Annotated in this window: 16 protein-coding genes, 3 pseudogenes and 2 riboswitches; of the genes and pseudogenes, 6 read left to right on the top strand and 13 right to left on the bottom strand. The window is 54.3% G+C overall.

What is annotated here, in order from left to right:
- Positions 1 to 65 precede the first annotated feature (65 nt).
- The gene (locus tag ACR0ER_RS23420; RefSeq protein WP_480770951.1) at positions 66 to 1,043 is read left to right on the top strand and encodes a hypothetical protein; all 978 of its coding nucleotides are present in this window, start codon (positions 66 to 68) and stop codon (positions 1,041 to 1,043) included.
- A gap of 626 nt (positions 1,044 to 1,669) precedes the next feature.
- Positions 1,670 to 3,145, top strand: coding sequence for a hypothetical protein (locus ACR0ER_RS23415; protein ID WP_480770950.1), 1,476 nt, complete (start codon positions 1,670 to 1,672; stop codon positions 3,143 to 3,145).
- Between the two features lie 404 nt (positions 3,146 to 3,549).
- Here ACR0ER_RS23415 and ACR0ER_RS23410 read toward each other — a convergent pair whose 3' ends face one another.
- From ACR0ER_RS23410 to ACR0ER_RS23385, 6 genes and pseudogenes are all read right to left on the bottom strand, one after another.
- A complete protein-coding gene (locus ACR0ER_RS23410; protein WP_480770949.1) occupies positions 3,550 to 4,449 on the bottom strand; it encodes a metal ABC transporter solute-binding protein, Zn/Mn family in 900 nt (299 codons plus the stop codon).
- On the bottom strand, positions 4,446 to 5,348 hold the full coding sequence (locus ACR0ER_RS23405) for a metal ABC transporter permease (protein ID WP_217359600.1): 903 nt from the start codon (positions 5,346 to 5,348) through the stop codon (positions 4,446 to 4,448). Before ACR0ER_RS23405 ends, ACR0ER_RS23410 begins: the two co-directional genes overlap by 4 nt.
- Entirely contained in the window at positions 5,341 to 6,099 is a 759-nt protein-coding gene (locus ACR0ER_RS23400; RefSeq protein WP_480770948.1) for a metal ABC transporter ATP-binding protein, read from the bottom strand. The genes ACR0ER_RS23405 and ACR0ER_RS23400 overlap by 8 nt, the downstream gene beginning before the upstream one ends.
- The gene (locus ACR0ER_RS23395; protein ID WP_480770947.1) at positions 6,099 to 6,233 is read right to left on the bottom strand and encodes a hypothetical protein; all 135 of its coding nucleotides are present in this window, start codon (positions 6,231 to 6,233) and stop codon (positions 6,099 to 6,101) included. Before ACR0ER_RS23395 ends, ACR0ER_RS23400 begins: the two co-directional genes overlap by 1 nt.
- Positions 6,234 to 6,445: 212 nt before the next feature.
- A riboswitch (cobalamin riboswitch) is annotated at positions 6,446 to 6,655 on the bottom strand.
- Positions 6,656 to 6,783: 128 nt separating this feature from the next.
- A riboswitch (cobalamin riboswitch) is annotated at positions 6,784 to 6,971 on the top strand.
- A 44-nt stretch (positions 6,972 to 7,015) separates the two neighbouring features.
- A pseudogene (locus ACR0ER_RS23390) lies at positions 7,016 to 7,233 on the bottom strand (integrase core domain-containing protein); the annotation flags it as partial.
- Between the two features lie 203 nt (positions 7,234 to 7,436).
- Positions 7,437 to 8,201, bottom strand: a complete 765-nt coding sequence (locus ACR0ER_RS23385) for a nuclear transport factor 2 family protein (protein WP_480770946.1) — start codon at positions 8,199 to 8,201, stop codon at positions 7,437 to 7,439.
- A gap of 180 nt (positions 8,202 to 8,381) precedes the next feature.
- Between ACR0ER_RS23385 and ACR0ER_RS23380 the strand changes: the two genes are divergently transcribed.
- A complete protein-coding gene (locus ACR0ER_RS23380) occupies positions 8,382 to 8,765 on the top strand; it encodes a winged helix-turn-helix transcriptional regulator (RefSeq protein WP_170334141.1) in 384 nt (127 codons plus the stop codon).
- 233 nt (positions 8,766 to 8,998) lie between these two features.
- Here ACR0ER_RS23380 and ACR0ER_RS23375 read toward each other — a convergent pair whose 3' ends face one another.
- From ACR0ER_RS23375 to ACR0ER_RS23360, 4 genes are all read right to left on the bottom strand, one after another.
- On the bottom strand, positions 8,999 to 9,778 hold the full coding sequence (locus tag ACR0ER_RS23375) for an IclR family transcriptional regulator (protein ID WP_480770945.1): 780 nt from the start codon (positions 9,776 to 9,778) through the stop codon (positions 8,999 to 9,001).
- Positions 9,779 to 9,789: 11 nt separating this feature from the next.
- The gene (locus ACR0ER_RS23370; protein ID WP_170333980.1) at positions 9,790 to 11,148 is read right to left on the bottom strand and encodes a TRAP transporter large permease; all 1,359 of its coding nucleotides are present in this window, start codon (positions 11,146 to 11,148) and stop codon (positions 9,790 to 9,792) included.
- Positions 11,148 to 11,813 carry a TRAP transporter small permease gene (locus ACR0ER_RS23365; protein WP_170333981.1) on the bottom strand — a complete coding sequence of 222 codons (666 nt, stop codon included), beginning with the start codon at positions 11,811 to 11,813 and terminating at the stop codon, positions 11,148 to 11,150. Before ACR0ER_RS23365 ends, ACR0ER_RS23370 begins: the two co-directional genes overlap by 1 nt.
- Positions 11,814 to 11,881: 68 nt before the next feature.
- Positions 11,882 to 13,120: a TRAP transporter substrate-binding protein gene (locus ACR0ER_RS23360; RefSeq protein ID WP_170333984.1), complete on the bottom strand. Its 1,239-nt coding sequence runs from the start codon at positions 13,118 to 13,120 to the stop codon at positions 11,882 to 11,884.
- Between the two features lie 108 nt (positions 13,121 to 13,228).
- On the opposite strand from ACR0ER_RS23360, the gene ACR0ER_RS23355 reads away from it, so the two are divergent.
- On the top strand, positions 13,229 to 14,824 hold the full coding sequence (locus tag ACR0ER_RS23355; protein WP_480770944.1) for a GMC family oxidoreductase: 1,596 nt from the start codon (positions 13,229 to 13,231) through the stop codon (positions 14,822 to 14,824).
- 142 nt (positions 14,825 to 14,966) lie between these two features.
- Here the strand turns inward: ACR0ER_RS23355 and ACR0ER_RS23350 are convergent, their stop codons facing one another.
- Entirely contained in the window at positions 14,967 to 15,761 is a 795-nt protein-coding gene (locus ACR0ER_RS23350; protein WP_480770954.1) for a xylulokinase, read from the bottom strand.
- Positions 15,762 to 15,770: 9 nt separating this feature from the next.
- A pseudogene (locus ACR0ER_RS23345) lies at positions 15,771 to 16,040 on the bottom strand (FGGY family carbohydrate kinase); the annotation flags it as partial.
- A 782-nt stretch (positions 16,041 to 16,822) separates the two neighbouring features.
- Here ACR0ER_RS23345 and ACR0ER_RS23340 point away from each other — a divergent pair.
- Positions 16,823 to 18,634 carry a BCCT family transporter gene (locus ACR0ER_RS23340; RefSeq protein WP_480770953.1) on the top strand — a complete coding sequence of 604 codons (1,812 nt, stop codon included), beginning with the start codon at positions 16,823 to 16,825 and terminating at the stop codon, positions 18,632 to 18,634.
- Positions 18,635 to 18,670: 36 nt separating this feature from the next.
- On the opposite strand, the gene ACR0ER_RS23335 is transcribed toward ACR0ER_RS23340, so the two are convergent.
- The gene (locus ACR0ER_RS23335; RefSeq protein WP_480770943.1) at positions 18,671 to 19,255 is read right to left on the bottom strand and encodes a TetR/AcrR family transcriptional regulator; all 585 of its coding nucleotides are present in this window, start codon (positions 19,253 to 19,255) and stop codon (positions 18,671 to 18,673) included.
- 253 nt (positions 19,256 to 19,508) lie between these two features.
- Here ACR0ER_RS23335 and ACR0ER_RS23330 point away from each other — a divergent pair.
- Positions 19,509 to 20,836 (top strand): annotated as a pseudogene (locus ACR0ER_RS23330) (aminotransferase class III-fold pyridoxal phosphate-dependent enzyme).
- Positions 20,837 to 20,871 lie beyond the last annotated feature (35 nt).

Genomic DNA, 20,871 nt, shown 5'->3' with positions numbered 1-20,871 from the left:
CAACCACACCCGACCGCATCAGGCCCTCAACATGCGCCCACCAGTCCCCGAAACTCTAGTCCGAGATGGCCCAGAACAAGGGGGCTAGACACCGGCGCTTTGCTTTTTGGCAGGACGGACACTCTGAGATTAGCCATCCAGACTATATTAGAGACTTGCCGGATGACGCTGAACACGGTCAGCTACTGGTCTTAGAAATGGCGAAATCTGACGCCGATAACATCGTTCAGCTTATCTGTGCCGCGATGCTCATAATCGACGGATTTCCCCTAGTCAAAAACCCGCCTCAAAGTGGATTTGAGTTGCCAGAAACTTCCTCAAAAATGGACAAAGTAGTCCAAAACGTGTTTCGAACACATGGTTTCTTCCAGTGGTTTACCTTTCATGACGAATTACCTCTTGCAGTAGCGCTCGCTAGCAAAATTTGGCACAAGAAGAAGTCAATTTATGCAGCTCACAAACTTGCAAGCAGTTTCGAAACCGAAAGCATAACACCATGGTCGGCTCACCCTAAGCATGGGCAGATGTTTGAAAAACACTCAGAGGAGTACTATGACCATGTGCGTACTTCGACCGCAATAAACCTAGCTTATTCAGCTATCGAGGAATTGGGGTTGCAGATTAAATCCAGCGCTCAAAAACCGCGCTGGTCGGATAGAAAACTATTCATTTGGAACCCAGAAGTGCTTGAAGACATTACTCGTCGGTTGAAAATGGTCGGCATTGATCAGGACGATGAGTATGAATGGCTTTTCAGGGGTGAGAAAACCGAAGCAAAAATCGAAATCCGCCAAAACGTTCTTTCTGATCATAGCGATGGTCGCAAGGTTCGCGATGTAACTGTCTCAATTCCAGACGCCATTCACGCATGCAGCTACTTGCGCAATTTTATGACGGCGCATGCATTCAGCAGCAGTACACCAAAACTTGGCCCATACGAGGTTTTCAACGTTCAAAGCATTGCCCGCAGGTTACTTTTATCGAGCTGTGATTTGTGGAACGTCTGGACCGATGGCTTAATTGCCGCCCAACAAGGAAACTAGTCAACTGGCATTGCGTTGAAGGCATCGGTCATCGACGCAAAATCGGTAGCAACACGTCAGCGGCGCCAAGACGTAAGTAATGATCGCCCGTGACGCGAGCATTTTGATCGCGGTTAGTTTTCATCCGACTGAAAGTATACGCAACGAGACTTTGTTGGCTCAGAATTCAAGAACGCACCCTCAGCCCTATGCGTGGTATCCGACAAAGACCGCGCTGGCCCAAAGGTACCTTGCCCTTCGACCCCACACCTGTCGCAGCGCCATTTGACGCCCACAGTCGTCCCGTTGTGCCGTATGCCGCCGTCGGGCACCCACCAGACCGGCACACGCTGGCAACCGGGCAACGGTTCATCGGTGTGGGTTTCCTGATCAAAAACGAGTTTGAGTTTAGAGCGATTACTGGCAGACAATTAAAGACCTTCCTGATTGGGTCGGGTTCTGTGCCATACGGCCAGCACGCGCGCAAGATTTACAAGCCGGGGTAGTACTTTCCGATAACGCCGCGAGTAAACAGTACCTACAATCCATTCTGTTTTAAGGCTAAAAACTGAAATAGGCTTTGTGTTTGCAGAAAATCCTTGGAACTCAAGAGCTCTGAACAGAAACAAAAAGGAAGCTAATAAGAGATGTCGACAGGCAGTAAATTTCAATGGTTAGCCGACAAAGCCTACAATGCTTCGACTAGCGCCATTTCTGCAGTTCAAGACAATTCAAATGCTCTGATTGATTGGTCCAAAGTTCAATTTGAAGACTACATGGATGCTCAAAACCCATTGGACGAAAGCAATTGGTTCACGCGCACGGCAGACATCTGTGAACAACTCTCGGACTGCGTCATTGGCGAAAGCGGCTGGACAAACAAGGCAGTTTCAGTGGCGTCCAGCAAACTTGCTGGCGCTGCGGTTCCTGCCTCATTATTTTCTGTTGCCGCGCTTGCAGGTACAGCCTCCACAGGAACCGCGATTGGCAGTTTGAGCGGCGCTGCGTTCACCTCAAGTGCTCTGGCTTGGATTGGCGGTTCAGTTGCCATGGGGACACTTGTGGTTGGTGGCGCCGCAGTGGCTGGCGCGGTAGCTGCCCCATTTGCGGTAAAACCCATCGCAAACAAATATCTTCTGGGCAAAACACGAAAACTGGAGGACTTAACTCCATCTGAGCGGCAATTGGTTGACGCCTGTAGCGCAATGGCAATCGGGCTTCGACAAGCTGAAAAAGGCGAATTGCGTCTTTCTCCGCGTGAAGCGGCGGCGCTGAACGAGGGCGCTCTTGCACCGCTGGTTGAAAAGGCCTCTGAGGTACTTTTGATTTCACAGGACTGGCCAGTTATGCAGCGACGCTGGTTCCGCAACACATTCACCGAATTGAACCTTGTAAGGGGGTTCGCTAAACGAGCTTCTTCACTAACAGAACCTGTTGTCGTTGGCGTAGGATCGGCACTCATTTTTAATCTGTTGTCGGATGGTGAGCACGAGTTCACGTCGGCAGAACAAGACATTTTGGACGCAATTCGGCGGTCGTCTGGTGATCTTTCCGAAATGAGCAACGAAGATATAGCACAACACGTTCAGTCGCTCTCACCTGTCCAATTGCAAGGCTTCAAAAACAACGTCAAAGGTATTGCACACGAGTTACAGTTTGCGCGCCAAGAAAACAGCGATGGTGACGAGTTTCGGGTAGAGCTTTTTGAAGCGACCAATCATCCGGGCGCAGACGTCCAGATAATCAACATGGAAACGGGAGAAATTCGAGAGTTCCAACTAAAGGCAACTTCTTACGGCGCTTATGTCGAAGATCATTTTGAAAAATACGAGGACATTCCTCTAATGGCGACCTCCGAAGATGCTGCGCAAAAAGGCGTGCCATCCTCGGACATCTCCAACCAGCAGCTATCGGACGACTTTGACAGTACGACAGATAAATTAACTGGTGGCACAGAAAGCGAAATTCTGGATACAGTTGCATTCGCTGGGCTGGTCTCACTTGCTCGAAATGTAAGCGTACTCTTGAACGGCGACAGCATGAGCGAAGAGGCACGAAAAAACGCGGTTAAGCGAAGTATGCAAGCAGGCTTAATTGCAGGAATTACAGAACTGATAGTCTGAGCGGCGTGTCTGTTCTTGAAAAGAACCTCCAGTACGCGTTGGAAGTGAAAACAACTTAGAACGGGGGTCAAAACGGGGGTCGGCTTCAGGGGCGCGTAATAACTTAAAGGTTATTCAATAGGTTAAGACCCGCCATTCTGTCGCCTCCTCCGCTACCACCAGCCCCCCCAGCTTTTTGGAACGGTTTGATACCAAGGCGCTAAAGCGGCTCTTGACCTCGACTGGCACGCCGTCATTCTCGGTCGGAGACACAACGATCTCCGAAATCAAGCCGCGCACCGCATCACGTGCTTTTGGGTTCGGATTGAGTTCGCAACGCTTCTGATTGTAGGCAAGGATGAACTCATCGATGTAGGCTGAATGCGCGAGGCGGTTAGGCTCGAACCGCCTGGCATCTTTTTTCTTTAGCTTGCGCCTTTGTCCCCAAGTGCGTCCAGCAGAGTACCCAGGTTGTGCTGGAACATCGCCAGATAGCTGGTCGCAGGACCACCGCGCTCGGACAGGGCGTCCGAGAACAGACGGCCACCGATCTCGATGCCGGTTTCGTCCGAAATCTGCTGCACCAAGGCCGGGCTGGTGATGTTTTCAACAAACAATGCGGCCACGCCTTCGGATTTCAGCTGGTCAATCAGCACGGCAAGCTCTTTAGCGGAAGGCTCTGCTTCGGTGTCGATGCCGACCGGCGCCAGGAACGTCAGGCCGTATGCATCAGCCAGATAGCCAAACGCGTCATGCGCGGTCACAACCGTGCGACGGTCTGCGGGCAGATCGGCCAGTTTGGCTTTGGTCTCGGCATCCAGTGCTTCCAACTGCGCAATGTAGGCATCGGCATTGGCGACGATCTCGTCCGCGTGCTCGGGCATGGCCTCTTTCATCACGGCGGCGACGTTGGTCACATAAACCACGCCATTCGACAGAGAGTTCCACGCGTGCGGGTCGGTTTCACCGTCAACCTCGACCGGTGTGATACCGTCGGTGGCCACGTGCACGGATGCTTCGGTGCCCGATTCCGAGATCAGCGTGTCGGACCATGTCTCAAAGCCCAGGCCGTTGACAAAGATGATGTCCGCTTCGGCCACAGCCTTCGCGTCGGCGACCGACGGCTGGTAGACATGCGCGTCCGCGTCAGGACCAACGATGGTTGTAACGTCGGCCAGATCGCCCACAACCTCTTCGACCATGTTGCCGAGGATCGAGAAGCTGGCGACGACCTTGAGGTGGTCGTCACCCGCGCTTGCTGGCAGGGCAACCAGAGCAAAGGATGCCGAGGCAATACCGGCATAAAGGGATTTCATAAGAGTCATTTGGCTCTCTCTTCTTGATGGATTTGCGCAACGGGGATGTCATTTGAAACAGTCGGCTTGCGCTGCCGTCTGCCAAAACCAAGTGGGCCAAAGATGGCCGAAATCATGAAAAACACCCCGGCCACAAGCACAATCGCCGGGCCGGAAGGTGTGTTCGGGAACAGGTAAGACAGGGTCAGCCCGATCCAGCAGCTAGACAGGGCGAAGATAAAGCCCAGAACCAACTGCACCGTGATCGTGCTGGCCCAATAGCGTGCCGCGGTTGCGGGCAGGATCATTAGACCGACGGCCATCAACGTTCCCAGCGTCTTAAATGCCGCCAGCAGGTTCAGCACCAGCAACAGCATGAATCCCTGATCAACCAGCCAGGGTCGACGCGTCTGGGTTTCGAAAAACACAGGATCGCAGGTGCTGACGATCAAGGGGCGCAGCAGGAAGGCGAAGGCCACCAGCGTCACCGTGGCCACGCCACCCACCAAAAGCATCGAGGCATCGTCGATGCCCAGGATCGAGCCAAAGAGAAAACTCTTCAGCGGAACAGCAGACCCGGCTGCGGACAGAATGAAAATGCCCACCGCCAGCGCGATCAGATAGAGCGAGGCGAGGCTCGCGTCACTGCGCAAGATGGTTCTTTGCGCCAGAAACGCCGTCAGGATGGCAACGCCGATCCCGGCGACCAGCCCCCCGATCAACAGCGACATGACGGACAGGCCCGCCGTGACAAAGCCGATGACGATGCCCGGCGTGATCGCGTGGGCCATGGCCTCGCCCGCCAGTGACAAGCGCCGCAGCACCAGGAAGGCCCCCACAGGTGCCACCGAGGCCGATAAGACCGTGGTGGCCACAAAGGCACGGCGCATGAAGGCGAAGCTCCACATTTCAGTGAGGAGGTCAAACATGCGCGTTCTCCGCTGCTGATGGCGTGCGCCGGAACATCCAGGACGCCTGGCTTTCCGAGAGATAACCTTGGGCGACCAACCGGTCAGGCGTCAGGACGTCATTGACTGATCCGTGGGTTGCCTCTTGCCCCCCAAGCAGCAGGGCGTGGCTGCAATGATCCAGCACCGATGACAAGTCGTGCACCACCAGCACCACGGCGCGACCCTCGTCGCGCCAGCGGCGAATGATCGACAGCAAATGCGCCTCGGTGCTTTGATCTACGGCGGCAAAGGGTTCGTCCAGCAGGATCACCGGCGCGTCCTGCATGATCACCCGGGCAAACAAAGCACGCTGCAACTGCCCGCCCGAAAGCGTATGCAGGGGGCGGTCCGCGATGTCCAAAACTCCAGCCTCGTCCAGCGCCGCAGTCATTCGGTCGCGCGCGGCACCATCCAGACCGTATCGATAGCCGAACCCACGCCAGGCGCCCATGGCGGCGAGATCGCGCACACGAATGGGAAAGCGGCGGTCAAACTCTGTCATCTGCGCCAGATAGCCGATTTCACGAGGGCGACCCTGTGGCCAGTGCAGGCTACCCGAAAGCGGGTCCATCAGACCCATCAGCATTTTCACGAAGGTGCTTTTGCCAGACCCGTTGGCCCCCAGAACAGCCAGGGTTGTGCCGGCTTCGATATCCATGGACAAGCGGCGAAACAGCGTCAGCTCGCGGTATCCAAGCGTTAGATCGCGGATTTGAAGAACAGCCGCCATCATAGCACCGCGTAAATCGCAAGCCACAACAGCGCCGACAGCGCCAGGGCTCCCGCGACCAGCATCGGCACGCTGAATTCGGTCAGACAACGTCCGCGTTGGCTGGCGTCATAACCCGTTGAGCGCCGCGTCATAGGGGCGCCCCGTCCGCTACGGCACAAACATGGACACCACAGATTACCGAGGCGATGTTTCCCCGGCGCAGTTCGCAGGGTTGAAATTCAGATTTCTGCAATGACAAAGACATCGCCTCCTCCGCTCGGACGAGGGCAAAGCGAGTGCAAGTTTTTGAACGGCAAGGACCGCTTGAAACATTGTCATCTCCCTCTGGGACACCCCGCCCAGGTTCGTTAAAATTCGGATGGCAGGTCTCCTGACTTGCGGGTCAACGCTGTCCCGATCCTTCCCAGGCGTTTGCCCAGTGGACGATCTCGGGTCGCTCACCGCTTACAGTTGCGGGGGCAGTCACGGAATAGGCCTATTGAACGGGCCGCACCGTATTCCCTTTTTTCCCGACGACGAAACGCGGCCGGGAACCATCGCCGCGACAGAACACGAATTGAGTTGATTCGACAAGGACGGGCATTAGATCATTTGGACCCTCAGCTTTTTTAGTGTCGACCCACAAAAGAAATCCGCGACCCATTTACCCAACATATTGGCGGCACGATAAGGTTAAACCCGATATGATGTTGCCTCGGTTCCTTCAATTTCTGTCGAAAGCCAAAAGGAAAACCGGTGAAACTCCGGCGCTATCCCATACCTGTAAGCAAAGAGGTCGGCTGAACACGCCACTAGAAGAATGCTCTTGGCAAGGCCAGTCCAAGCGATGGTCCGCAAGCCAGAAGACCTGCCGCAAGCGCGAACGGTAGCCACGAACGGAGCTTTTAGAGGTGATCGGCCGCAACTGAGTGGTTCAGTGCGATTGTTGGTGCGTGACTAACCTCTGACCCATCGAGACGGTAATTTCCAGCGCCGGAAGGCGGTACCCCAAGGTCGTTTAGTTTTAGTGTGTCCCCGTGTCTGTTCGATCAGGATTTAAGCCTCACGCAGGTTGTAGAAGATCTCTCCGTTCAGGAGATCGCCACGGAACCGGGCGTTGGAGCTTTCGCAGTAACTGTTTTTCCATGGGCTGGGTGTAGGCGGACTTTGGCAATTCCGTGACTGGACCTACGCTCCCCACGACAACCCGACGTTGACAAGAGACCGTATCAAAGAAAGCCGTGTTGCCTCCAAGGTCAGTAGTGAGCCCGGATCATTTGATACCGGGCTCTTTTCGCATGGCCGCTCAGGGCTGGCGGTCCAGCTATTTCTGGCCCGCCAGCCCGCTTCCAATTTTAGAACTTGCCGTTCCCGTGCACCATTTCCGCTGGAGTAGGAGAAACAACGTCCCAATGCTCCACAATCTTTCCGTCCTCGACGCGCCATAGGTCGAAGAAAGCCCAAGGCTTCCCGCTAACAGTGGCATCTGAAGCAACAAAGACAAAGTTGCCTTCTGCCACCACGATCTGGGGCTCGAACTTGGTAATTACATTCCCTTGTTCAGCCCATGCCTTGGTCCCCTCCATAAGACCATCAATGCCATCAGCCAGCATTGGATTGTGCTGCATGTAAACCTCGGAATACATGGCCGCTTTCTCTGGCGCGGCCCCGCCCAAAACGTCGTGAACGAAGCCAAGAACCAGTGCTTTGTTTTCTGCCGTTTTTTCGAGATCGGTGATCTCGGTCGGTCCATCGGTCATGCCACGTCCAGACACCGTTGTTTCGGGAACCGGCTGCAGATTGTCCCAATGCTCGCCAACTTTGCCGTCCTCCACTCTGAATATGTCAAAGGCTGCAAGGGTCGGTGCGCCAAAGGCATCTGCGTTGTCAAAAGTGCTGTGCAAAACAACCAGATCGCCTTCGGTGATTACCCGATGGGTGGTCGCTGTCATGCCGGATTGCTCGACCAAAGGTATGAGGCCCATCAACCCGTCGGCTCCGGTTGGGACCTGAGGGTTGTGTTGGATGTAGTCCTGCGTAACGAGTTGCCGCGCGGCTTCCGGGTCGTGATCAGCAAATGCAGCAGTAAAAAGTGCGATTACAAGTTCTTTGGGAGACATGACTATATCCTCTGATTCGTATCCTCTCGATACGTGGTAGCAAATAACTACCACTTTGCAATTATGTACTTTGAACTGACCTAGTATGCTCAACGCTACCATCATAAAAATAAGAGCGTTGCGCGCAGGTAAATGAATGCTATTGTTCGATTTAGTTTTGAAACAATACCAGAGACTGAGATGCTACCGATTGGAGTCGCAAACAAAGCAGAAGCCTCCAACTGCTCCATCCGTTCCGTGCTCTCTAATGTGACAGGCAAATGGCGGATGATCATAATCCTCGCACTGGAGGATGAACCGAAACGTTTTGGCGACCTCAAGCGCTGTATCGGAGACATCACGCAGAGTGTACTCACCGAAAATCTGCGCGGGCTCCAGCGCGATGGGTACCTGACCCGGACGGTCGATCCCGGCCCGCCGGTCGCTGTGTCCTATGAGTTGACGACTTTGGGTAGAAGCCTTCTTGAAATGCTAAAGCCACTCGTCTTCTGGTCACATGAACAGATGGATGAAGTCAGGCAATTTCGCATGCAGTTCGACCGTGAACAGGCAGGCCGACAATAATGTCGACACATGTCTTTGCCTAAGGCACAAAAAGCGCGCAATGTGTCGAATGCTGCACTACCTTCCTAAGGCCTCGTTGCGCAGAGTTTCGACTTTTCAAAGTTGAGCAAACGTCCATACTGGACTTTGATCACGCACTCGTCAGCTTTGGTCCAGAACTCCCAAAACCAGTTGATGATTGAATCGCGGCTGGTTTCAAAATACTCGCGTTTTGACTGTCACCCAACTGCTGTTCACTCGTTCAAAAGAGCCGAAAGTTCGCCGGCCCCTTTTTGTAGTATTCCCAGAAACGACATTAGGCTGTTCACGTCGTGACGTTGTGTTGGAGCGTGAACCGAAAGCGTTCCCACCAACCTGCCCTGCCCGTCAAGAACGGGCACAGCAAGTGCGGTCATACCAGCCATGAATTCCTCATCATCCGTGGAATACCGGTTCTCGGTGATATTTTGGATTTCCGCCCGCAAAACCTTGGGATCAGTCAGAGATCGTTCAGTCTGCGGTTGCAGATTTCCTGCTGCAAGAAATCCATCCAGTGTTTTTTGCCGTAGTGTGGACAGGTACATCTTGCCACTTGCGGTACAATGGAACGGCACCTGCGTACCGACCGGCAGCTGAATTCGCAGCGGCCACTTTGTTTCCACCCGGTCAAGGTAGATCATCCCCTCCCTGTCCGGAATGGCGAGATTGCAAGTCTCACCAACTTTTTCGGCGACGCTGCGCAAGATTGCCAGACGTGCAGTGCGGAGGTGCTCGGAAGACATCGTATTGACCGAAAGCAGCCGTAGCCGATGTCCGGGGCCATACGAGCGCCCATCGAGATCGCGCTGCAGGAAACCCTCGGATTCTGCAGTCTGCAGTAGGCGATGAACGGTCGGCTTGGCCAGGCCTAATGTCTCGACAAGGTCTGACGGTTTGACGCCAACCCCGCGTCGCGCCACCTCCTCAAGGATGAGAAGAAGGCGCAAGTTGGTCGGGATCTGAGTTTCTTTGTCTTGTGTTTCCGTCTCGGCCATCCTGCAACAGTCTAGTTATTTGGCAGCAGGATCAAGGCCAGATCGGGCACCAGAGACACCAAAATCCACACCGATAGCAGCGCTGCCAGATACGGCACCGTGTAGCGCAGCAGCCGGAAATACGGCACGCCGGTCACGCCGGAGGCAACGTAGAGGTTCAAGCCGTATGGCGGGGTGATGAAGCCAATGGACGCGCCCACAAGGAAGATCACCGAGAAGTGAATCGGATCAACGCCCACCGAGGCCGCAATCGGCGCAAGGATCGGGGCCAGAATGATCGTGACTGGCAAGCTTTCCAGCACCATGCCCGAGAAAAACACGATCACCATCGAAGTGAACAAAACCGCATAGTAGCCGCCCATTGAGGTCACAAAGTTACCAATGGTCTCTTGCGCACCCAAAAGGGAAAGAATCTGCTGCATCACTACGGAAATCGCTATCAACGGCGCAAGGATACCAGTGATCTGGGCTGACCGGATGACGATCGAAGGGATCTCGGGGATCGTAAAGCCTTCAACCACGAACATTTCTGCGAAAGTTTTCTCAGTCGGAGGGATGTCATTCCGCGCGCCCATGATCCGGTTGATCGGATAACTGACAAGACCCGCGATGACACAGAACCCCACGGTCACGCCCGCCGCTTCGGTCGGAGAGAATTTGCCTGTATAGATGCCCCAAAGCACCAGCCCAATGGCGAAGAAGCCGAGCCACGCTCCGAACGCGGTTTTCAACACGCGGTTCAGTTGCAACGGGATCAAATGTCCCCAGCCATTCATACGGCAGATGATCCAGCAAGCGAACTGCATCCCCATGACCATCAGCGCGCCTGGCAAAATACCGGCAACAAACAGCTCGGAAATCGGCAGGTTCATCAGGAAGCCGTAGACGATGAAGATAATTGACGGAGGAATGATGATCCCAACCGTACCGCCCGCCGCCGCGGTGGCAGCGCTGAACCGTTCGTCATAGCCACCTTTGACCATCTCAGGGTGCAGCATCGAGCCAATCGTGGCCGTCGTCGCCGAGTTCGACCCCGAGATCGCCGCGAACAATCCGCAAGCGCCAAGCGATGCCATCGCCAGCCCACCGCGTATCCAACCCAGACAGGCATACGCAAAATCGCTGAGCCGCCTTGCGATGCCTGACTTGTTGATCAGGTCGCCGGTTAGGATGAACAAGGGCATCGCCAACAGGGCAAAGCCTTTGTTGAATACGTTCAGCAATTCCGCGCCCATATTGTCCAGCGTCAGGCCAAGGACGAAGGAACAGCCGATGACCCAATAGCCAATCACCAGCAGAACCGGCACGCCCAGCATGAACAGAAAAGTGACCCCAAGCGAGATCAGTGTGACCATGGTTCCGTCTGTCATCAGTCTGCTCCGATCACGGCCTGCTGGATCAGCGGCTCACCAGTTTTCCAGTTGTGCAGATCGTCGGCGAGGTTCTGAAACACACGCCCGACCATCAGAAAGAAGGACAGCGGCGCGGCTAAAAGGAACCACCACTGCATGATATTGTCGGTCCCCAGAACGATCTGAAAGTTCGAGGCGGACAAGGCCACCAAACGCGTGGTGGTCACGATGACGATCACCGCAAAGATGTACCACAGCACTGCGTCCAGAAACAGGCAAGCCAGTTGCCCGACGCGCGGCATCGAAGTGCGGAATTCGCTGAAGCTCAGATGTGTGCGTAGCCGCACGTTATAGGACGCGCCAAACCATGCCATCACCATGAAGAGGAGTGGAGGAATGGTGGTGGACCAGGGTTCCTGGTCATTAAACACAAACCGATCAATCACCCCCCAGAATATGATGAAAGCAATCGCAAGGTAGGAATAGACCATTACGGCACGTTCAAAATGGCGTTCAACAAACGGCACTTTGCGGTAAATCCACATAATGAGGAGCCCACCCAAGGCCGAGACAATTGCGCCCACCACCCATGTCGCGTCGGATTCCAGCGCGGATTGAATTTCGAATGAATCGAAGGTGAATAAAGCACTGAATATCGCGCCGACATCTGCCCAAAATGACATGAACCCCGTCCTCCCAGTCGGTGTTTAGTGGAACCGGCCCGCACGGGCCGGTTCGTATTAAGCTTAGGTTAGGCTTCGCCTCTCCACCAGCGGCGTGGTTCAACGTTTTCCGCGATTGTATCAGCGGGAATCTCACGCGCGATGTCGTAAATCTCCTGATATGTGTCGATACCACCAGCCCATTTGTTTATCCGCTCGCGCCACTGAGCCCAGGGTTCGGGGTTGTAGTTCGGAGCACACATTTCTTCCGCCAGTTTGATCTGATCGTCTGCAAGGAAGGCCGGGCGTACACCGTTTTCAGCGAAGATCGTGTTCGGCAGTTGCGGTTCCGAGAAACCGACAGTGTTCAACAGCGCGGCTTCGTTCGCGCCTTGGATCAACGCCTGTGTGAAGTATGAGGACTCCATCACCGCATCCTGCAACTCACCGCCCAGGCCGTCGAAGACCTTAGCCGACATCGAGGTATGTTCAGTGCCGCAGAAGAATTTCAGGTTCACCGACTGCGAGACCACCGGCGCCATGTTGGCGTAAGCCACGGCCGAGGCCCACGTTTCAGCTCCGTCAATCAGACCGGTTTTCAGAGCGTCCAGCGTTTCCTCCCACGCGACCGGCACCGGGTTCAGGTTCAACAGCTGCATCGCAATCCGCCCCAGCTGCGTACCTGTCACGCGGTTCTTGGTACCAAACAGCTCTTCCAGTTTTGTTACAGTGGGCTTGTCGGCAAAGGTCGAACCCATCTGCAGCCCGCGCAGTTCGCAATGGGTGAACAGGAATTTCAGACCATGCCGTTTTTCCAACGGATCCCGCAGGATGCGCTGGCTCGCCGGACTGTAGAAAAAGTGATACTGCGCCGCGCGGCTGGGGAACATATAGGCATAGTCCAGCACGTTCAGGTAAGGCGCGCCACCGGCCGAGTTTTGTGTCGAAGCCGCATAAATATCAACAATTCCCTGCTGGGTTTTTTCGACACAGCTCAACTGACCGCAGATCTGGTTGTCGCCGATGAATTCGATGCGAATTTCGCCATCCGTGCGCTCCTCCAGGTCGCGCGCGAACTCGATTGCACCGGCGCGTTCAATCAGCAGGTTGCGGGTGTTGAAGCCCGAAGCGCCGAATTTCAGTGTGTGTTTCGGTTCTTTCGAAAAGCGCTTTTCGTAGGTTGATTCGGCGGCCTGCGCCAGATTCGCCAGACTCATCGCGCCCCCGAACCCACCAGCCGCCAGCAGCGTTGAACTCATGCCATAACGCCCGGCAACACGGAAAAAATCCCTCCGCGATATACCACTTAGTTTCCGACCGATCTCCATTGCTTACCTCCCTGATTGCAATTATTGAGACGTTTTGTATCAAAAAAGGCTAGTATATTTCTTGCATCTTGCATAGAGTTTTTTCGACGGCGTGAGGAGGAGGCAGTCATGGAAGTGGATTATGCGGTTGTTGGTGCGGGGTCTTCGGGCTGTGTCATTGCCAACCGGCTGAGCGCTGACCCCAACACGACCGTTGCTCTGCTCGAGGCTGGTGGCCGCGATACAAACCCGTGGATTCACATCCCCGTTGGTTACTTCAAAACCATGCATAACCCCTCGGTCGATTGGTGCTATCGCACCGAACCTGATCCGGGGCTGAACGGGCGATCTATCGACTGGCCACGCGGCAAGGTGCTGGGTGGATCATCCTCGCTGAACGGGTTGCTCTATGTGCGTGGACAGAAAGAGGATTATGACCGCTGGCGGCAAATGGGCAACGAGGGCTGGGGCTGGGACGATGTCCTGCCCCTATTCAAGCGCTGCGAAGATCAGGAGCGGGGCGAGGATGAATTTCACGGGGTCGGTGGACCTTTGTCTGTGTCCAATATGCGCATTCAACGGCCCATCTGCGACGCCTGGGTGGCCGCAGCGCAGGCCGCCGGTTATCCATTCAACCCCGATTACAACGGTGCCGAACAAGAGGGCGTGGGTTATTTCCAACTGACCACCCGCAACGGCCGTAGGTGCAGCGCTGCTGTGGCCTATCTCAAGCCCATCCGGGGGCGTCAAAATCTGAACATAATCACAAACGCGCTGGTCACGCGTGTGGTCATGGACGGGAAAAAGGCCATTGGACTGGCTTATCGGGATCGCACCGGGGCCGAACAAACCCTGAAAGTTCGTCGCGAAATCATCCTGTCCGGCGGGGCGATCAACTCCCCACAGATTCTGATGCTGTCGGGAATCGGTGACCCGGATCACTTGAAGGAAAACGGCATCGAAACCCAACATGCCCTGCCCGGAGTTGGCAAAGGCTTGCAGGACCACCTGCAGGCGCGGCTGGTGTTCAAATGCAATGAGCCAACGCTGAATGACGAAGTACGCAGCCTGTTCAATCAGGCGCGCATCGCTTTGAAGTACGCGCTATTTCGCGCGGGTCCTATGACCATGGCCGCCAGCCTTGCCACCGGCTTCATGAAAACCCGACCTGATGTCGAAACACCGGACATTCAATTCCACGTGCAACCCTGGTCCGCCGACAGCCCTGGCGAGGGCGTGCATCCCTTTTCAGCCTTTACAATGTCGGTCTGCCAACTGCGTCCGGAGAGCCGAGGGGAACTTCGCCTGAACGGTCCGGATCCGTCTCAACATGTCAAAATCTTCCCGAACTACCTTTCCACGGAGACTGATTGCCGAACCATCGTCGACGGCGTGAACATCGCGCGAAAGATTGCCAAACAGAACCCTCTGGCCTCGAAGATTTCAGAAGAGTTTCGACCCTCGGCGGACCTGAGCGTCGACGACTACGATGGCACGCTGGATTGGGCCAGAGCGAACACCGCATCAATCTACCACCCCACCGGCACCTGCGCGATGGGACAGTCAGAGACATCCGTTGTCGATGCAAAACTAAAGGTACGCGGTATCGAGAACCTGCGGGTGGCCGATTGCTCAATCATGCCGGAAATCGTCAGTGGCAACACCAACGCACCAGCGATCATGATCGGCGAAAAGGCAAGCGATTTGATAAAATTGGATGCTTGACACTTTGCCCGACCGCCTATGAAGACTGCTACAACATTGGGGACGCCTACTGATTTCGGATTTCACCTCTTCTGGTCCAACTATGGTGGTTGGGTAAGATTCGTGTGACGTTCGACAAGAACGCTGAGCAGCACGTAGTATACTATTTGCGGCACAAAGCCCCTCCACCACACTTAGGAAGCATATTGAGTTGCGAAAGATTGTTTGATAGCAGGCAATTAACGTTTTTGATGGCAGCATAAAGCCGGCGAAACTGTGTCAAACGCTCGAAGAGCACTGTCATATCGGCTGGCTCGAACCTATCTGCAGTTGGCATCTGAAACGCGAGATCGGCTCCGGTAATCGCATCGTCGCTATAAGCTGCCAGCCGCGCCGCACCAAAGGCCGGGCCAGTATCGGCTCCTTCCGAGCGCACTACAGGTTTCCCAATCACCGTCGCGATCAGCTTCAGCAGAAAATCTGATTGGCTGCCTCCTCCGATGGCAGCCAATTCCGGCAAGTTATCCATAGTGTCACCGAAACTCTGAGCTGCATCAGCAAAGCAAAACGCAATCGCCTCCACCACGGAACGGCAGATGTCCGCGCGTGTTGTTGAGTCCTCGAGTCCAAAGAAACAGGCCCGGATATACGGATCTCCCAGGGGGCTGCGTTCACCTGTCAAATGCGGCAGAAAAATCGGCACGCGATCGCCTCTCGCCGTTTCGGCAAGGGCGACAACTTTAGCTGCGGAAAGCCCAAGCTGTCCACCTATCCACGAAATTGGCCTGGCCCCGTTCAGCATTGCTGCCATTTGATACCAACGGCCGGGCAGCGTGTGTGCAAAAGCATGTACATAACGTTCGGGATTGGGTTTGTAAGCCCGATCCGCCACGAACAACTGGCCAGACGTTCCTAAAGAGATGAAGCCTCGACCCGGTTCGGTAGCACCCAAAGACACAGCGCCGGTTGCCGCGCCCCCTCCTCCGGCCACGACGGGCACGTCAGGTCTCAATCCCGTCTCAGCTGCGACAAGTGCCGTCACAGTGCCGACGACACTGTGACCATCGAAAATCTGCGGCAGCCAATCGCGAGCAACGTCAGAAGCCTCGGCAATTCCGGCATGCCAGTTGCGCGACGCCTGATCCAGCCACAATGTCCCGGCGACATCGGACGCGTCGGTTGCCAATTCTCCATGTAGGCGCAACCCAATGTAGTCCTTGGGTAGGAGAATATGGGAAAGCTGCGCATAGTTTCAAAAGCCTTTTCAGCACGCCCATACCACTGCTCGCGCCTCAAGCTCGAATATGTTTAGGAATCTAGCGTATTTTTCGCATTTCTTCAACTTCGCCGCGACTCCGAAAGTCTTCCTCTGCGGGAACTAGGTTTTTTGTGTTAACGCTGGCTGCAAAACAAATTAAAGCTCCATCCGCATCACAGTTGTCGTCGAGTGGCGCTTCGAATGGCAAATTTTCGCAACCACCGAATGAATCGCAGCACCGTAACAAAGTGAGAACGTCGCTGAATGGGTGTTAAGTGAAGCGATCTCTGGTTGAGCGGGTCCTTATCTGCGAACCAAAGGAACCATCACTTATATGCCTGGTAGCGGACTCCCGCGTTCGCCACGTGGCAGATCAGCAGGAACAGGCGGCTTCGCCGTCTGATCTGCAAATCAGCCCTGATTTTCCGGAGGGGAAGTCAGATCAAACGAAACAATCTGTGGGGTCACGAAAAGGGGGGTGTTGGGTCAGTTTATGACGCAAAGGTCAAATTCCTCTGACGTCCAACAAGATATGTCGTGCGACACATAGTTTCGCCATTGAACGATGGCCAAGCCTTTGATTTTGAGTCATTCATATTTTCATAACCGCACAGGTTTTGCCATTTGCGACTCAAAGGTTTTCCTCTCAGCTATCGCTTCCTCAGCTACAGTCCTATTCTGTCTGAAAGTAAACTAGTCTGGAACCCAGCGACTGGCAGTGCGGCGTGCAAAGCAGTCAATTTATGCAAGACCGAGAAAACATGGCGCTTGAAGAACCTTTCACAGACCTCAAAATAAGGACTCAGCGGACTGGCTTTTACAAAGGGTATAGCCTGCCGATTGCGCTAGTCAGCAAACTCTCGGTTTCTCTGCTTGTTCTCTGGGCGCTGGTTTGGCCACTATCAGCGAACGATACACTGCGATCTTGGAAGTCCGGAATGCTGTCCGAGTTCAATACCTTCTACAACCTTTCCGTTGGATTATTTGTACTCTTCCTCTTCCTTGTCGCGCTCATTCCATCAACCGGCCGAATAAGGTTGGGGTTAGAAGATGAGAAACCGGAATTTTCGAACTTCTCATGGTTTTCGATGATGTTTGGGGCGGGTCTGGGCGTGGGCCTAATGGTCTATGCAACCGCTGAACCACTTGGCCTTTGGGAAACCAACCCATTGACTATTTCCGGGGAAATCACTCCCAAAAGCGAGGACGCAATTCAAGGAGCCTACCGCTATACATTTTTGCACACCGGATTTCACGCCTGGGCAATATACGTCGTCACCGGCCTTAGCCTTGCCTATTACGCGTTTACAAGAGGCATGCCGCTAACAATCCGCACCGCACTGACCCCATTGCTCGGAGAATACTCAAACGGTGTTGCAGGCCATGTGATCGATGTGCTCGGCGTCGTTGCGACAATACTCGGCGTGGCGGTAACGATCGGATATGGCGTTTCTCAATTGGTGGACGGTGCGTTTCTAATTACTGGTGCGAATTGGCTTGTGGAGAAAGACGTAACCAAAATGATCCCGTCGACCGCCGGCCTAATTACGGCGTTGATCGTTGTTATGATTATGTCGACACTCTCAGCCGTCTCTGGCGTGGGGCGTGGTGTCAAGTACTTGTCAAACATTAATCTTCTCTTTTCAATGGTATTGCTGGCGGTATTCATTGTTTATGGCTCATTCGCATTTGCGGCGACGACCTATGCTACAGCGCTGGTTGACTATATCAAAAACTTTGTCCCTCTGAGTTTCCAGGCTTTTCGACCAATTTCCGAAGTCGAGTTTGCCTCCGTATTGCCAGCAGAGGCGGCGCCCTTTGTCGGGGAACTCTTCGCGGGCGCAACTGATCCATGGGGAACAAAAGCAACCTATCTTGAGGGTTTGAGCAACGATTCAGCCGGTCTTTCTGATGCAACCAAGACTGCAGTTTATGACGCGGGCACACGAGGCAGGTTGTTCGGATGGCAGGCCGGATGGACTACATTCTACTGGGCATGGTGGATCGCGTTTTCACCCTTTGTCGGCCTTTTTCTAGCGCGTATCTCCAGAGGGCGAACCGTACGCGAGTTTATTCTTGGAGCGGTCATTGCCCCGTCCCTCGTTTGTTTCGCCTGGATGGCCATTCTGGGCGGGGCCGCCATTGATTTGGAACTGAATGGAGATGCCAATGGATCGATCCTTGCCGCATCAACAACGGCAACACTGTTCGTCACCTTGGGGGAAATGATATCGGGCAACTTGCTTACGGTAGTGAGTATCATGTGTGTGCTGCTAACCATGACATTCCTTGTTACATCCGCCGACTCTGGCATCCTCGTGATGAACACGATCATGTCCGGTGGGTCGGAAGACACCGGCTTGCTTCATCGCATCATCTGGGGCGTTCTTCTGACTCTTGTCATTGGAACTTTGCTTATCGCGGGCGGCGGCGGGTTAGAGGCCTTGACCAATTCCATGATAATCGGCGCGCTGCCGTTCAGTGTCGTCTTGCTGCTCATGTGCATCTCTCTGGCCAAAGCAATGATAAACGACCTGCGCCGATTGAACCGCGAAACCCGAACTGGTTTGTGATTAACCGTAGTACACTCTCAATCATTTTTGTCGGAGTCACATGTGAAACGACTGTGTCACAAAGTGCTTCGGAAACATTGACTGCAATACATACAGGCAAATCTTCAAAGCCTCCTCGGGATTGAAGATTTCTGAGTGCAAATGGTAGTCGGTCCAGAGTCCTTCCAGCAAAGCAATCAAAGCGTCTGTTGCAAGTTTGGCGTCGACGTCTTCGTACTCACCTTCACTCTCAATTTGCTTCAACAGGTCTTGGATCGCCGCTCGGAAACCTTTGTCCCGCGAGTCGATGAAAGGAAAAATGTGTGGATTCGAGAGCGCTTCGACCCGAAACGAAAACCAGATCGCAACGTCCCGCGCATTAAGGACCAACGGGTCAAAATCAGCCTTTATGATAGAGATCAGCTTGTCCGCAGGGCCAAACTCGGGGTTATCTGCGATTGCCTTCCATTGCCTTGCGTAGCGCGCTGATAGCTCCTCTGCCACGGCGAGCAGCAGCTTCTCCTTTGAGCCAAAGTGCAGGTTCACCATTCCCCGCGATAATCCTGACAGCTCCTGAATTCTTGCCGAGGTCGTTCCGCGAATTCCGTACTTATGGATGGCGTCTGCTGCCGCCTGGATCAACTTCTTTCGGTTCTGCAGCTTGCTCAGATCTCGTGCATTGGTTGGGATATCAGTCTCGGCAGAAATGTCTTTTTCCTTTGTTGAGAAACGCGCCTGTTACTTCTCGCATCTAGGGGAGCAGAAGTTCAAGTATTGACATTGAATGAATGTTTGTTCATTTTGTGATAAGTGTTTCACACAGCATCCCAATGGCACTCTTGAACTCCGATTTTCAGTCTGTACGTGACTGGGACAACAAACACTTCCTGCACCCGTGGGAGGGGATGTCGTACCTAGGTCAAATGAACGAACCTTTGCCGAAAGCGGTCTTGGTATCCACGTCGTGACAGAGGACAGAAAGCGCCTGATAGACGGGCCTGCCGGGATGTGGTGCGTTCAACTGGGCTATGGAAACACCGAAATAGCCGATGCGATGGCGCAGCAGGCGAAAGAGATGGCGTATTTTTCGCCCTTCAATAATGCCAACTCTGCTCCGGCCCGGTTGGCACATGAGATTACCAAGAGAACCCCGGGTGACCTGAACCACGTGTTCTTCACAACGGGTGGATCAACGGCCGTTGATAGCGCCATACGTATTGTACAATTCCGCAACAACCTGCTGGGCAAACCTGAAAAGAAGATCGTGATCTCACGGCAGAAGGCCTATCACGGATCGACGTACCTGGCGGCCTCGGCTTCCGGAAAAGAGCGCGACAAAGGTTGGTTGGATCAGGCCTCGGACCTTACGCGTTTCCTACCGAATGTGAACCCGTATACGCGTCGCCCCGATCAGACGATCAATGATTTCCTGGACGAAAAAATTGCTGATCTGGAGAACACGATCCTGCAGACCGGAGCAGACAAAGTCGCTGCTTTCATCGCTGAACCGATCTTGTGCTCTGGTGGCGTCATTGTGCCTCCAAGGGGTATCATCAGCGCTGCCTGGAAATCTGCCGGAAATACGATGTCCTGTATATTTCAGACGAGGTCGTATCCGGTTTTGGTCGGCTTGGACATTGGTTTGCTTCGGAAGACGTCTTTGGAATTCAACCTGATATCATCACCTGCGCCAAAGGCATGACGTAAGGGTATGTACCCATGGGGGCCTGTATTTTCTCTGACCGGCTGATTGCAGATGTGAGCGGAGACAACGGGCAGGATGCCACCTTTTCAAATGGTTTCACGTATTCGGGCCACCCAGTGAGCGCAGCGGCAGGTTTGAAAACCATTGAAATTATGGAGCGTGACGGCGTTCTGGAACATGTCCGCGCGATCACGCCCTTGTTCGAAGAGCGTCTTCAGGCTCTGGCCGACTTGCCGCTGGTCGGCGATGCCCGCGGTATGGGACTGGTTGGTTGCGTTGAGTGCGTTGCGGACGCCGAGGCTGACAATCTATTGGATCTTGATAAGTCCGATGGTGCGATGATTGATCACCATTGCCAGGAAAACGGGCTGATCTTTCGGCCCATCATCAACATGTGTGTGTTCTCCCCTCCGCTGATCATCACGGAGGGCGAGTTGAACGAGATGTTTGACATCCTTGAAAAAGGAATCCGGCTGACAACCGAAGACCTGACGCGCCAAGGCGTATTCAGAACTTAGGCACAACCGCGAAGCCTGCCCTACGCTCAGCGGCG

This window comes from Ruegeria sp. CH8 (assembly GCF_056536985.1).
This window is presented reverse-complemented; position numbering and strand designations above follow the sequence as displayed.